The organism is Actinoplanes sp. NPDC051537, from assembly GCF_055586105.1.
The window spans coordinates 281,030-293,548 of sequence record NZ_JBVJIU010000002.1 but is presented as its reverse complement, the minus strand read 5'-3'; the positions used below and the strand labels follow the sequence as shown (position 1 = coordinate 293,548).

Genomic DNA, 12,519 nt, shown 5'->3' with positions numbered 1-12,519 from the left:
CCGGGGTGCTTGCATAGCGCCATGCCGGAGAACCCGGGAGTCGACGACTTCGTGGGCCGGGACTGGGTGTTCCGGCGGATCGACGCCTGGCTCGCGGGCCCGGACCACGTGCTGGTGATCGCGGGCGCGCCGGGCGCGGGCAAGACCACGCTGGCGACCCGGCTCGGCGCCACGGTCGCCGTCCGGCACCACTGCCGGTACGCCGAGGCGCGCACCATCGAGCCGGCCCGCGTCATCCAGGCGATCTCGGCCCAGCTCGCGGACCGCGTCCCGGGCTACGCCGGCGCGCTGCTCGACGACGGCGAGCGCCGGCCGCCGTCGATCACGGTGAACCAGCAGGTCGGCCGGGCCGAGCACGCGACGATCGTCGGGGTGCGGGTCGACGCGGCGCCGACCCATCCCCGGGACGCCTTCCTGCACCTGATCCGCGAGCCGTTCGAGCGGTTGGCGGTTGCCGAGGAACTGGTCGTCGTCATCGACGCGCTGGACGAGGCCGAGGACGAGACCCGGACGCACACCCTGGCGTCGGTGCTGGCGGTGGAGCTGCGGGAGCCGGTGCCGGGGTTGCGGTTCCTGCTCACCACCCGCCCGGGCCGGGCCCTGTCCCACCTCGCCCGCTGGCCGGCGGTCGACCTGATCGAGGACGAGCCGACCCGCGGCGCGGACGTCGGCGAGTATGTGCGCCGGCACGTTCCGGGCCCGCGGGCCGAGCTGATCGTGCGCCGCAGCGAGGCCAACTTCCTCTGCGCACGCCACCTGATCGACGCGCCCGGCGGCGGCGGTGACGCGCCCGGCGGCGGTGGCGGTGATGCGCCCGGCGGCGGCGACGGTGATGCGCCCGGCGGCGGCGACGGTGATGCGCCCGGCGCCGGTGGCGCACCGGGTGCCGGGGACGTGCCCGCCGGGCTGGCCGGCGTCTACCGGGAGTTCCTGCGCCGCACCGTCGCCGGCAACCCCGGCGCCTGGCGGGCGCGGGTGCGGCCCCTGCTCGGCGCGATCGCCGTGTCCTACGGCGACGGCCTGACCCGGGCGCATCTCGTGGCCCTGGCCGGCGGCGCCGAGGAGGACGTCGACGACACGATCGCCGCGTGCGGCGAGTATCTGGTGGGCCGCGCCCCCGACGGCCCGTTCCGGCTGCACCATCCGTCGCTGCGCGACTATCTGCGGGCCCCCGGCGAGCACTGCGTCTACCCGCGGACGCGCACCGAGCGGCTGGTCGAGATGCTGACCGAGACGTGGGCGGGACGCTGGTCGGCGTGCGACGACCCCTATGCGCTCGGCGCGCTCCTGCGTCACCTGCGGGATCTCTCCGCGATCGAGCCGATGGTGAACGATCCCGCGTTCGTCAGCCGGAAGATCGAGGTGGAGGGATTGAGCGAGGCCCTCTTCGACCTGGCCGGGTCGTCGATGACCGGCGACACGCTTCTGCGCGAGTTGCTCGGCGAGGTTCCCGAGGAGGGCCGCCTCACGCTGTATCTCGCCTACATCGAGCGCTTCTCGGTTCCGGAGGTGGCCTACATCCTGGACAAGCCGCCGGCGCGGGTGGAGACCGAGCTGGCCGAGGCCGGCCTGCTCCTGAAAGCGGCCGCGTGGCGCCGGGCGGTCAGCGGCCCATCCCGGCCGTGAGGCCGCGCACGATCTGCTTGGTGGCGACCAGGAACAGCACCACCAGCGGCACGGTCGCGATGACCAGGCCGGCGAACAGGGCCGACCAGTTCGTCTGGAACTCGCCGAAGAACTGGGTCAGGCCGACCGGCAGCGTGTAGCGGTCGGTGGTGCGCAGCAGCACCAGCGGGAAGAAGAAGTCGTTCCACAGGGGCACGAAGCGGAACACCACGACCGTCGCGATGGCCGGCTTGACCAGCGGAACCATCACGCGCAGGAAGATGCGGAACTCGCCGGCGCCGTCGATCCGGGCGGCCTCCTCGAGCTCGCGGGGCAGGCCGCGGAAGAACGCCGTCATGATGAAGACCGAGAACGGGATGCCGCTCGACGCGTAGACCAGCACCAGCCCGAGCCGGGAGTCGACCAGATCGAGGCTGCCGAGCAGATAGAAGATGGGCAGAATGCCGAGCCGGATCGGAAGCATCAAACCGGCCAGGAAGTACGCGATGAGCACCCCGCCGCCGCGGAACGAATACCGGCCCAGCGCGTACGAGGCGGGCAGCGACACGATGACGTCCAGCGCCACCGCGCCGACCGTCACCAGCACGGAGTTCGTCACGTACGTGGAGAAGGACGCCTGCGTCCACGCCGTCGAGTAGCTGGTGAAGTCCAGCGACGAGGGCAGCGCCAGCGGGTCGGACAGCACCTCGGTGTTCGGCCGCAGCGAGTCGATCACCATGATGACCAGCGGAACCAGCGCGACCGCCGCGTAGCTCCACAGCAACAGATATCCGGCGAAGCGCCACGCCCTCATGTCAGCGTCGCCTCGCGCCGGCGGACGACCCGGTTGGCCACCACGGCGATGCCGAAGGTGAACAGGAACAGCAGCACGGCCAGCGCCGACGACTGGCCGATCGCGTTCACCCCGCCCTCCTGGAAGGCGACCCGGTAGAAGATGAGCCCGAGCACGTCGGTGGCGCCGCCCGGCCCGGTCGGCTGGTTGCCCTGGGCGCCCTCGAGCGAGTAGACGAGCTCGAAGGTGTTCATCGAGCCGATGAAGGTGAGGATCGAGACCACCCCGATCGCGGGCAGCAGCAGCGGCAGCGTCACCCGGAAGAACCGCTGCCGCGCGTTCGCCCCGTCCACCCGGGCCGCCTCGGCGTACTCGCCGGGCAGCCCGGCCAGCGCGGCGCCGAAGAGCAGCACCGGGAAGCCGATGTACTGCCAGGCGTTCACCAGGATGACCACCGGCAGCGCGGTCGCCGGGTCGCCGAGCCAGGGCCGGGCCAGCGAGCCGAGCCCGGCCGCGTGCAGCCCGGCATTGAGCGGGCCGAAGGTGGGGCTCAGCAGCAGGCTCCACAGGTAGCCGACGACCAGGCCGCCGATCAGGTACGGCACCGTGTAGACGGTCTGCAGGAAGCGGCGGGCGGCCGGCAGCTCGAACAGCAGCACGGCGACCAGCAGGCCGAACGTGTTCTGCACGACCATCGTGCCGGCGAAGAACGCCATGGTGTGCCAGAACGCCGGCCACAGCTGCCGGTTGAGCGGGAACGTGGTGAACAGGCTCGTGAAGTTGCCGCCGCCGGCGAACCCGGCCCGGGCCGTCCCTTGCCAGGTCCAGAAGCTGTCGGCGAGGGCCGACAGCAGCGGATAGACGGTGAAGACGGTGTAGAGCAGGAACGCCGGCAGCACGAACCAGAGGGCCTTGCGCCGGCTCATTGCGGCTTGAACCACTGGCCGACGCCGTTCTGGATGTCGGCGGCCACCTGCGCCGCGGTCTGCTGGCCGAGCAGCATCTTCTGCAGGCCGGCGGCCTCGAGGTCGCTGCCGAGCGGCGTGCCGTAGCGGAAGTCGACCAGCATCAGGTACGGCGTCGGGTCGCTGCGGTAGGCCTGGACCATCTGCCCGAGCAGCGGGTCGTTCGACTGCACGCCCTTGACCAGCGAGACCTGCTTGAGGTTGTCGGCCACCAGCTGTCCGAAGTCGGTGCTGGTCATCCACTGCAGCAGCTCGAGCGCCTCCTTCTGGTGGCCGGACTTGGCGTTCAGCCCGTAGGAGGCGTCGACCCAGCCCACCTGCAGCGGCTTGGTGACCTTGGCGCCCGGCGCCGGCGGCGCGTTGAAGACGCCGAGGTTGAGCTTGGGGTTGATGGCCTTCAGCGGCGCGAGCGCGAACGACCCCTCCGGGATCATGGCCGCCTTGCCGGTGGCGAACAACGTCTGCACGTCGGTCTCGCCCAACCCGATCAGATCTTTCGGCATGTACGGCTTGAGCTGCCCGACGACGTCGAGAGCGGCCACGTAGTCGGGGTCGGTGAACTTCGCCTGCCCGGCCAGCACCTTCTTCTCGAAGTCGGGGCCGCCGTAGCGGGTCGCCGCGAACGTGTCCTTGTAGAGCGGCAGCAGCCAGGTGTCCTTGCCGGCCGTCGCGAACGGCGTGATCCCGGCCCCGAGCAGCGTCTTCGCGGTGGCGATCAGCTGGTCCCAGGTGGTCGGCGGCTGGAGCTGGTACTTCGCGAAGACGTCCTTGTCGTAGTAGATCTGGAACGTCGACATCTCCAGCGGCACGCCGTAGACCTTGCCGTCCTTCTTGCCCCGCGCCCCGTCCAGCGACGAGGTCTCGAACTGGGACAGCCCGGCGACCTGCCCGTCGAGCGGCGTCAGCTCACCGGACTCGATCAGGGGCTGCACTCCGCCGTACGACCGCAATTGCATGACGTCGGGCCCGCCGGCCTGGGTGAGGCCGGTGGAGAGGATGGTGTTGTACTCGGTCGCCTTGTAGGGCTTGAAGTCCACCTTGATGTGCGGGTGCGACTCCTGGAACTTGGCGAAGATCGTCTTGTAGACGGCCGCGTCCTCCGGCCGCCACGACCAGACCGACAGGGTGACGTCGCCGCTGTCGCTGGAGGATCCGGTGGCGGTGCAGGCGGCCATCATGGCGGCGGCCGCGAGAACCGCGATGCCCTTGCGCGCTCTCATCTCCATGCCTCTTCTCAGGTGAGCGTCGCGGCGGTGCTGGCCAGCGCCGGCCGGACGGCGCCCGCGGAGTCGGCCAGGGCCTGCCGCGCCCTCTCGATGGACACCTCGGACAGCAGCGCGACCAGTGCGACCCGGCAGTCGCCGCCGGCCTGCTCGGCGGCCGCGGCGCAGACCCGGGTGTCGAGCCCGGTCGCCTCGACCAGAATGCGCACGATCCGGCCGCGGAGCTTCGCGTTGCGCGCGGCGACCGCGACCATCAGATTCGAATAGGTACGGCCCATCCGCACCATGAGTGCGGTGGAGAACGCGTTGAGCAGCATCTTCTGGGCCGTGCCGGCCTTCATGCGGGTCGAGCCGGCGATGACCTCCGGCCCGGTGGCCACCCCGACGTGGACGTCCACCTCGGCGCCGAAGATCGCGTCGGGATTGGCGGACATCAATACAGTATGGGCGCCGACGGCCCGGGCCGCCCGCAGCGCGCCGACCACGTACGGCGTGCGCCCGCTCGCCGTGAGCCCGACCGCGACGTCGCCCGGGTCGAGCGCGCCGCCCTCGGCCGCCCCGTTCGCCTCGTGGTCCTCGACGTTCTCGACCGGCCGTTCGATCGCCGCCAGGCCGCCGGCGTGGTGCGCGACGACCTGGGCCGGGTCCACCCCGAAGGTGGGCACCAGCTCGGCCGCGTCCATCATCGCGATGCGCCCGGACGTGCCGGCGCCGAAATAGTGGACGCGGCGGCCGTCGCGCAGCGCGCCGGTGGCCAGGTCGACCGCCGTGGCCAGGGCGGGCAGGACCGCCCGGACCGCGGCGGGGACCTTGGCGTCCTCATCGCTGATCATGCGGAGGGCGTCGAGGGTGCCGACGAGGTCGATGTCGGCCGTGTCCGGGTTGCGCTCCTCGGTGGGAGCGAGCACCCAGGGGTTCGTCGATGGCGGCACGATTGAAACTTTCCATTATGGCCGTCATTGAGTCAATAAGTTTCCGAGCGAGCGGTCCATCATGGTCCATGATCAGACAAAGAAGACGATTGACGCCTGTCGTGGACGGTAAGTAACCTTCTTACTCGTCACTCGTTTGGTAAACGGCTTTCAGTGGAGCTTCAAATCGGGGGCCCGCGGATGGGCGTCACCGGTGCCGATGACGCCCACCCGCGCGGGCCACGTCCCGCGACGGAGGGAGCGCCGTGCCGATCGGACGTCGTGGACTTCTCGCCGGAACAGCCGGAACCGCCGGGGCCGCCCTGCTGCCACGCCCGGCCTTCGCGAGCTCCCGGGTGCGTACCGGGATCGAGCGGCTGATCGACGCGCGCTACGCGATCCTGCGCGGGCAGCGGGTCGGCGTCGTCACCAACCCCACCGGGATCCTGCCCGACCTGCGGCACGAGGTCGACGTCATGCACGCCGACGCCGCCGTCGCGCTGACCGCCGTCTTCGGTCCCGAGCACGGCTTCCGGGGCACCGCCCAGGCCGGCGGCTCGGAGGGCTTCTACGACGACCCGCGCACCGGCCTGCCGGTCTACGACACCTATCTCAAGAGCGGGGCCGCCCTCGCCGCCGTGTTCACCGCCTCCGGGGTCGACACCGTCCTGTTCGACATCCAGGACGCCGGGGCGCGCTTCTACACGTACATCTGGACGCTCTACGACTCGATGGTGGCGGCCGCCCTGGCCGGCAAGCGGATGGTCGTGCTGGACCGCCCCAATCCGATCTCCGGGCGGCAGGCCACCGGCCCGGTCCTGCACCCCGGGTACGCCACGTTCGTCGGCCGCAAGCCGATCGCGCAGGCGCACGGCATGACCGTCGGCGAGCTGGCCCGCCTGTTCAACGCCGAGTGGGTCCCGGGCGACGCCGGGCGGGCCGCCGACCTGACCGTGGTCGAGATGACCGGCTGGAACCGGGACATGTTCTACGAGGACACCGGCCTGCCCTGGGTGCCGCCGTCGCCGAACATGCCGACCGTCGACACCGCCGTCGTCTACCCCGGCACCTGCCTGTTCGAGGGCACCCAGGCGTCCGAGGGGCGGGGGAGCACCCGGCCGTTCGAGGAGATCGGCGCGCCCTACGGGGACTGGCGCTGGGCCGGCGCCCTCACCGCGCTGCGGCTGCCCGGGGCGGCCTTCCGGGAGAACTACTTCGTCCCGACCTTTTCCAAGTTCGTGGGGCAGACCGTCGGCGGCGTCCAGCTCGTCGTCACCGACCGGCGCCGCTTCGACGCGATCCGGACCGCGATCGCCATGCTCGTGACCCTCAAGAGCACCTATCCGGCCGGGTTCGCCTGGCGGCCGGACAACTGGATCGACAAGCTCACCGGCTCGGACCGGGTGCGTACGGCCATCGACGCGGGCGCCGGCACCGACGAGGTCGTGGCCGGCTGGCAGGCCGAGCTGGCCGCCTTCCGCGCGCTGCGGGCCCGCCATCTCCGCTACCCAGGGGGCAGACGATGAAGTCTCTCGTAGGAGCCGTGCTCGCCCTGCTCGTCGCCGGCCCGCCCACGGTGACCGCGGCCGACTTGCGGTTCACGCCCGGCCGGACCCTGCACTACGGCAGCGCCGCCGCGGCCGGCCTCGTGCCGTCGCACATCGCGCAGATCGCCGACGACATCGCCGCCTACACCAAGCCGTCGCCCACCTACCCCGAGTACGCCGGCGCCGTCGCCCTGGCCGCGCACAACGGGATCATCGTGGCCCACGACGTCACCGGCTACGCCCTGCGCTACGCCGACGACAAGCCCACCGAGCTGCCGCCGGACCAGTGGGTCCCGATGCGCCGGGACACCATCTTCGACGTCGCCTCGATGACCAAGCTGTTCACCTCGATCGCCGCCGTGCGGCTGCTCGAGGACGGCCGGATCGGCCTCGACACGCCGGTCGCCGCCTACATCCCGGCGTTCGCGGCGAACGGCAAGGGCGGCATCACCATCCGGAACCTGCTCACCCACACCTCGGGGCTGCCCGCCGACCCGGTGCCGTCGCTGTGCGACTACGCCACCGACGACGAGCGCTGGGCCGCCGTCTACGCCGTCGCGCCGCTCGCGCCGCCGGACACCCGGTACCTCTACAGCGACATGAACATGATGACGCTCGGGAAGGTCATCGAGACGGTCACCGGGCAGCCGCTCGACCGGGTGGTGGCGCGGCGCATCACCGGCCCGCTCGGCCTGACCGACACCATGTTCAACCCGCCGGCCGCACTGCTGCCCCGGATCGCCGCCGAGGAGTACCAGCCGTGGACCGGCCGCGGCATCGTCCGGGGCACCGTGCACGACGAGAACGCGTACTGCGTCGGCGGGGTCTCCGGACACGCCGGCATCTTCTCGACCGCGCACGACCTCGCGGTGCTGGCCCAGACCGTGCTCGACGGCGGTCGCTACGGCCGCGCCCGGCTGCTGTCCGAGGCGAGCACCCGCCTTCTCCTGACCAACTTCAATGCGGCGTACGCGGGAAACGCTCATGGGTTGGGCTTTGATCTTGATCAGCGTTTCTACATGGACGCGCTCAGCTCCCCGGTGACCGCCGGGCACACCGGCTACACCGGCACCTCCATCGTCATCGACCCGCTGTCGCACTCGTTCGTCATCCTGCTGACCAACCGGGTGCATCCGAGCCGCAACTGGGGCAGCAACAACCCGTCCCGCCGCGCGGTGGCCCGCGACCTCGCGCTCGCCCTGCCCGTGCGCCCGGTCGCCGGCCGTGCGTCCTGGTTCTCGGGAACCGCCGACGCCACCACCGCGACGCTGACCGCGCCGCTCGCCGGGGGCGGCCGCCTGTCGTTCGCCCTCTGGTACGACACCGAGTCCAGCGACGTGGGTTACCTGGAGTCGACCGCCGACGGGGGATTGACGTGGCAGCCGGTCCCCCTCTCGCTCGCCTCGAAGCAGGGCCGCTGGACCACCGGCGGCTCGTTCTCCGGATTCGAGGGGCGGCAGTGGCTCGCCGCCTCCGCCGGCCTGCCGGCCGGGGCCACCGCGGTTCGCTGGCGTTACACCACCGACGCGCTGTACCAGGGGCGCGGGATCTACGTCGACGCGATCCGGGTCGACGGGCGTCCCCTCGACCCGGCCCTCGTCCAGCTGAACGGGTGGCGGCTCAGCCCGGTCTGAGCGCTACGTTGATCGCCATGGCCCGTACGCGTAAGTCCGCACCCGCCCCGCCGGCGGCGCCCGCCACCGCCGTGCACATCCGGGCGCTGCTGCCGAGCCTCCAGCCGTCGATGCGGCAGGTGGCCGAGCGGGTGCTGGCCGACACCAGCGCCACCGCCACGCTGACCGTCACCGAGCTGGCGAACGCCTCCGGCGTGTCCGAGGCGACGGTCATCCGGTTCTGCAAGGCCATCGGCTTCGCCGGCTACCCGCAGCTCCGGCTGGCGCTGGCGGCCGAGGCCGGCCGGGCCGAGGGCGCCGACCGCAACGGCCGGGACCTGGACAGCGACATCGGGCCCGGCGACGACCTGGCCCGGGTCGTCGAGAAGATCGCCTTCGCCGACGCCCGGGCGGTCGAGGAGACCGGCGCCCAGCTCGACATCGTGGTGCTCGAGCGGGTCGTCGAGGCGCTGGTCCGGTCCCGGCGGGTCGACCTCTACGGGGTGGGGGCGAGCGCGTTCGTGGCCCTGGACTTCCAGCAGAAGCTGCACCGCATCGGCCGGGTCGCGTTCGCCTGGGCCGACACCCACGTGGCGCTCACCAGCGCCGCCCTGCTGCGGCCGGGCGACGTGGCGATCGGCATCTCGCACACCGGCACCACCACCGACACCATCGACGCGGTCACCGAGGCACGGGCGCACGGCGCGACGACCGTGGCGCTGACCAACTTCCCGCGGTCGCCGATCGCGCGGGCCGCCGAGCACGTGCTGACCACGGCCGCGCGGGAGACGACGTTCCGGTCGGGCGCGACGGCCAGCCGGCTGGCCCAGCTGACGGTGGTCGACTGTCTGTTCGTGGGGGTGGCGCAGCGGACGTACGGGCAGACGCTCGCCGCCCTCGACGCCACGCGGGCCGCGGTGGGCTCCCGGCACATGCCCCGGAAGTCACGCTCCTAGCCGCGCGTGCGCCTCGGCCAGGCTCTGGTGGGAAATCGCGCGGATCGCGAGCCAGGCGGCGCCGACCAGGCCGTCGGCCGGGGTGAGCACCTCGCCGCTCAGTGCCGCGCGGACCCGGTCGCCGACCGACGAGCGCGCGACGCTGCCGCTGAGCACCACCGGCGTCGTCTCGCCCGGGTCGCGGACGTCGCCGATCAGCCGGAGCAGCCGGGCCGCGGCGTCGTCGCAGATGGCGGCCGCCACCGCGTCGCCGGCCTCGGTGACGAGCGGTGCGAGGGCGGCGAGCGCGACGGGCGGGCCGGCGTTGGCCGCCCGGATCAGTGCCGACCGCTGCCGGTCGGCGTTCAGGGCCCGGCACACCGCGCCGGTCAGCATCGTCGCCGGCCCGGTCCCGCCGATCGCCGCGATGGCCGCCCGCACCGCCTCCCGGCCGAGCCAGAACGCCGACCCCTCGTCGCCCAGCAGCCAGCCCAGGCCGTCCGCGGTGGCCTCGGTGCGGCGGTCCCGGACCCGCACCGCCATCGCGCCGGTCCCGGCCAGCAGCACCGTCCCGTCCGGCGCCGGCGTGGCCGAGCAGAACGCGACCTCGGCGTCCCCGACGTAGTGCGGGACCGCGGTGATTCCGGCGGCGGCCAGCGCGCCGGTGAAGGTCCGCGCCGCCGCCGGATCGTCCAGGGTGGCCCGCCCGGCGACGCCGAGCACCACCGCCCGCACCCGGCCCGGGTCGAGGCCGGTCAGGGCCCGCCGGCACGCGGCGCCGAGCTCGGCCGCGGCCCGCTCGACGCCGTGCGTGGTCGGGTTGCCGCCGCCGCCCTCGACCGTGGCCAGCCGCTTCCCGGCGGTGGTGGCCACGGCGAGACGGGTCGACGTGCCGCCGAGGTCGGCGCCGACGACCAGCGGTTCCATCGTGTTACCCGAGGCCGCTGATGGCCGCCACCTCGGCCGGCGACAGCTCGATGCTCGCCGCCGCCACGTTCTCCTCCAGGTGGCCGACCGAGCCGGTGCCCGGGATCGGCAGGATCGCCGGGGAGCGCGCGAGCAACCAGGCCAGCACGATCTGGTGCGGCGTGACGCCGTGCGTGCCGGCCGCCTGCCGCACCGCCGGGTTGTCCTCGAGGCCCGAGATCGGCGCCCACGGCAGGAACACCAGGCTCTCCTGCTCGCACAGATCGACCAGCGACTCCGACCGGCGGTCGTCGACGTTGTACCGGTTCTGCACGGAGACGATCGGCGTCAGCCGCTGGGCCGCCCGCAGCTCCTCCTCGGTGACGTTGGAGACGCCGATGTGCCGGATCTTCCCCTGCTCCTTGAGCTCGACCAGCGCGCCGATCGACTCCGCCAGCGGCACCTTCGGATCGGGCCGGTGGAACTGGTACAGCGGGATCTGCTCCAGCCGCAGCCGGCGCAGGCTGCCCTCGAGAGCCTCCCGCAGGTGCTCGGGCCGGCCGTCCGGCGCCCACTGGCCCGGGCCCGGCCGCACCAGGCCGCCCTTGGTGGCGATGACCAGATCTTCCGGGTACGGGTGCAGGGCCTCGGCGATCAAATTCTCACTGACCTCCGGCCCGTACGAGTCGGCGGTGTCGATGAAGTTGACCCCGAGCTCGACCGCGCGCCGCAGCACCGCCGTGGCCTCGTCCCGGCTCTTGGGCTCGCCCCAGATGCCGTCCCCGGTGATCCGCATGGCGCCGAACCCGAGACGGTTGACGGTGAGATCTCCGCCCAGATCGATCATTGACGACTCCCTCTCTTTCCCTGGTGAACCTACGCCCGGTCCCCGCCCTGCGCCTCCAGCGAGACCGGCTGCCACCGGTGCCACTCGGCGAGGCGGGACTCGTAGTCGGCGGTGGCGATGCCGAGCGGCGCCTCGCCGAAGAAGATGCGCAGCGGCGGGTTCTCGGCGTCCACGACCTTGAGGATGGCCGCGCGGGTGGCCGCCGGGTCGCCCGGGTTGGCGACCCGCTTGCCGCGCGCCTCGGCGGCGATCTCGCGGACCTTCTCGTACGTCTCCAGCTTCGTCGCGTGGTGCGCCGAGGCGCCGCCCCAGTCCGTGCTGTAGCCGCCGGGCTCGACCAGGGTCACCTTGATGCCCCAGATCGCCACCTCCTGTGCCAGCGCCTGGCTGAAGCCCTCGAGCGCCCACTTGGAGGAGTTGTAGATGCCGATGTTCGCGAAGGCCGACACGCCGCCGATCGAGGACACCTGGACGATGTTGCCGCCGCCCGCCTCGCGCAGGTAGGGCAGCGAGGCCTGGGTGACCCACAGCGCCCCGAACAGGTTCGTCTCGAACTGCGCCCGGGCCTCCGCCTCGCTGATCTCCTCGATCATGCCGAACTGCCCGTAGCCGGCGTTGTTGACGATCACGTCGAGCCGCCCGAACCGCTCGTGCGCGGCCTCCAACGCCGCCGACACGGCCGCCCGGTCCGTGACGTCGAGCGCCAGCGTCAGCACGTCATCGCCGTACCTGGCGACAAGGTCGTCGAGCGAGGACACGTCACGCGCCGTGGCGGCGACGCGATCGCCCCGCTCGAGCGCGGCCTCGGCCCACTCCCGGCCGAAGCCGCGGGAGGTGCCGGTGATGAACCAGGTCCTGGCCATCGGGTACGTCCTTTCTCCGGTAGTCACCCCCCAGTCTTATCCCCGGATCGGCCCGGGGATGCGCGCGAGGGGGTGTGAGAAGGACGTCTCGGCGGCGCGGCGGCCCGGCCGATTTCTTGATCCGGTGCGTCATTGACGACGGTGGTAGCTTCGGACGTGGTGACCTTTATGGGGCGTGACGGTTGCCCTGCTGGGCCGGTGTTGCCGCACCGGCCCAGCCATAACGGGGTGGTCCGCCCACCCGAGCGAGATCGATTTCTCACCCCCTGCCCCGTCATTTCGGTGACCGTCGGTAAGGAAATGGTGCAACG

The 12,519-nt window shown here is 72.3% G+C and carries 11 protein-coding genes; 4 read left to right on the top strand and 7 right to left on the bottom strand.

Features of this window, described 5'->3' with window-relative positions; genetic code table 11:
- Positions 1-21: 21 nt before the first annotated feature.
- Entirely contained in the window at positions 22-1,626 is a 1,605-nt protein-coding gene (locus ACZ6TB_RS05125) for a P-loop domain-containing protein (RefSeq protein ID WP_465550775.1), read from the top strand.
- Here the strand turns inward: ACZ6TB_RS05125 and ACZ6TB_RS05120 are convergent.
- From ACZ6TB_RS05120 to ACZ6TB_RS05105, 4 genes are read right to left on the bottom strand one after another with little or no spacing between them, the layout of a single operon-like run.
- Positions 1,604-2,419, bottom strand: a complete 816-nt coding sequence (locus ACZ6TB_RS05120; RefSeq protein ID WP_465550773.1) for a carbohydrate ABC transporter permease — start codon at positions 2,417-2,419, stop codon at positions 1,604-1,606. The genes ACZ6TB_RS05125 and ACZ6TB_RS05120 overlap by 23 nt on opposite strands.
- Positions 2,416-3,324, bottom strand: coding sequence for a carbohydrate ABC transporter permease (locus ACZ6TB_RS05115; RefSeq protein ID WP_465550771.1), 909 nt, complete (start codon positions 3,322-3,324; stop codon positions 2,416-2,418). The genes ACZ6TB_RS05120 and ACZ6TB_RS05115 overlap by 4 nt, the downstream gene beginning before the upstream one ends.
- Positions 3,321-4,583: an ABC transporter substrate-binding protein gene (locus tag ACZ6TB_RS05110; protein ID WP_465550769.1), complete on the bottom strand. Its 1,263-nt coding sequence runs from the start codon at positions 4,581-4,583 to the stop codon at positions 3,321-3,323. The genes ACZ6TB_RS05115 and ACZ6TB_RS05110 overlap by 4 nt, the downstream gene beginning before the upstream one ends.
- Positions 4,584-4,597: 14 nt before the next feature.
- Entirely contained in the window at positions 4,598-5,518 is a 921-nt protein-coding gene (locus tag ACZ6TB_RS05105) for an N-acetylmuramic acid 6-phosphate etherase (RefSeq protein ID WP_465550767.1), read from the bottom strand.
- A 245-nt stretch (positions 5,519-5,763) separates the two neighbouring features.
- Between ACZ6TB_RS05105 and ACZ6TB_RS05100 the strand changes: the two genes are divergently transcribed.
- Genes ACZ6TB_RS05100 through ACZ6TB_RS05090 form a run of 3 tightly spaced genes read left to right on the top strand, consistent with a single transcriptional unit; the run spans position 5,764 to position 9,613 of the window.
- A complete protein-coding gene (locus tag ACZ6TB_RS05100; protein ID WP_465550765.1) occupies positions 5,764-7,023 on the top strand; it encodes an exo-beta-N-acetylmuramidase NamZ family protein in 1,260 nt (419 codons plus the stop codon).
- Complete coding sequence (locus ACZ6TB_RS05095; protein WP_465550763.1) at positions 7,020-8,678, top strand: serine hydrolase domain-containing protein; 1,659 nt, start codon at positions 7,020-7,022, stop codon at positions 8,676-8,678. The genes ACZ6TB_RS05100 and ACZ6TB_RS05095 overlap by 4 nt, the downstream gene beginning before the upstream one ends.
- A 17-nt stretch (positions 8,679-8,695) precedes the next feature.
- On the top strand, positions 8,696-9,613 hold the full coding sequence (locus tag ACZ6TB_RS05090; RefSeq protein ID WP_465550761.1) for a MurR/RpiR family transcriptional regulator: 918 nt from the start codon (positions 8,696-8,698) through the stop codon (positions 9,611-9,613).
- Here the strand turns inward: ACZ6TB_RS05090 and ACZ6TB_RS05085 are convergent.
- Genes ACZ6TB_RS05085 through ACZ6TB_RS05075 form a run of 3 tightly spaced genes read right to left on the bottom strand, consistent with a single transcriptional unit; the run spans position 9,602 to position 12,208 of the window.
- Positions 9,602-10,519 carry an N-acetylglucosamine kinase gene (locus ACZ6TB_RS05085; protein WP_465550759.1) on the bottom strand — a complete coding sequence of 306 codons (918 nt, stop codon included), beginning with the start codon at positions 10,517-10,519 and terminating at the stop codon, positions 9,602-9,604. The genes ACZ6TB_RS05090 and ACZ6TB_RS05085 overlap by 12 nt on opposite strands.
- A 4-nt stretch (positions 10,520-10,523) precedes the next feature.
- Complete coding sequence (locus ACZ6TB_RS05080) at positions 10,524-11,345, bottom strand: aldo/keto reductase (RefSeq protein ID WP_465550757.1); 822 nt, start codon at positions 11,343-11,345, stop codon at positions 10,524-10,526.
- Positions 11,346-11,374: 29 nt separating this feature from the next.
- The gene (locus ACZ6TB_RS05075; RefSeq protein WP_465550755.1) at positions 11,375-12,208 is read right to left on the bottom strand and encodes an SDR family oxidoreductase; all 834 of its coding nucleotides are present in this window, start codon (positions 12,206-12,208) and stop codon (positions 11,375-11,377) included.
- Positions 12,209-12,519: the final 311 nt, after the last annotated feature.

What these genes read in the sequence shown, in the direction of transcription:
- ACZ6TB_RS05125 (WP_465550775.1), top strand. Translation starts at nt 22, where the DNA reads ATGCCGGAGAACCCGGGAGTCGACGACTTCGTGGGCCGGGACTGGGTG.
- ACZ6TB_RS05120 (WP_465550773.1), bottom strand. Translation starts at nt 2,419, where the DNA reads ATGAGGGCGTGGCGCTTCGCCGGATATCTGTTGCTGTGGAGCTACGCG.
- ACZ6TB_RS05115 (WP_465550771.1), bottom strand. Translation starts at nt 3,324, where the DNA reads ATGAGCCGGCGCAAGGCCCTCTGGTTCGTGCTGCCGGCGTTCCTGCTC.
- ACZ6TB_RS05110 (WP_465550769.1), bottom strand. Translation starts at nt 4,583, where the DNA reads ATGAGAGCGCGCAAGGGCATCGCGGTTCTCGCGGCCGCCGCCATGATG.
- ACZ6TB_RS05095 (WP_465550763.1), top strand. Translation starts at nt 7,020, where the DNA reads ATGAAGTCTCTCGTAGGAGCCGTGCTCGCCCTGCTCGTCGCCGGCCCG.
- ACZ6TB_RS05090 (WP_465550761.1), top strand. Translation starts at nt 8,696, where the DNA reads ATGGCCCGTACGCGTAAGTCCGCACCCGCCCCGCCGGCGGCGCCCGCC.
- ACZ6TB_RS05085 (WP_465550759.1), bottom strand. Translation starts at nt 10,519, where the DNA reads ATGGAACCGCTGGTCGTCGGCGCCGACCTCGGCGGCACGTCGACCCGT.
- ACZ6TB_RS05080 (WP_465550757.1), bottom strand. Translation starts at nt 11,345, where the DNA reads ATGATCGATCTGGGCGGAGATCTCACCGTCAACCGTCTCGGGTTCGGC.
- ACZ6TB_RS05075 (WP_465550755.1), bottom strand. Translation starts at nt 12,208, where the DNA reads ATGGCCAGGACCTGGTTCATCACCGGCACCTCCCGCGGCTTCGGCCGG.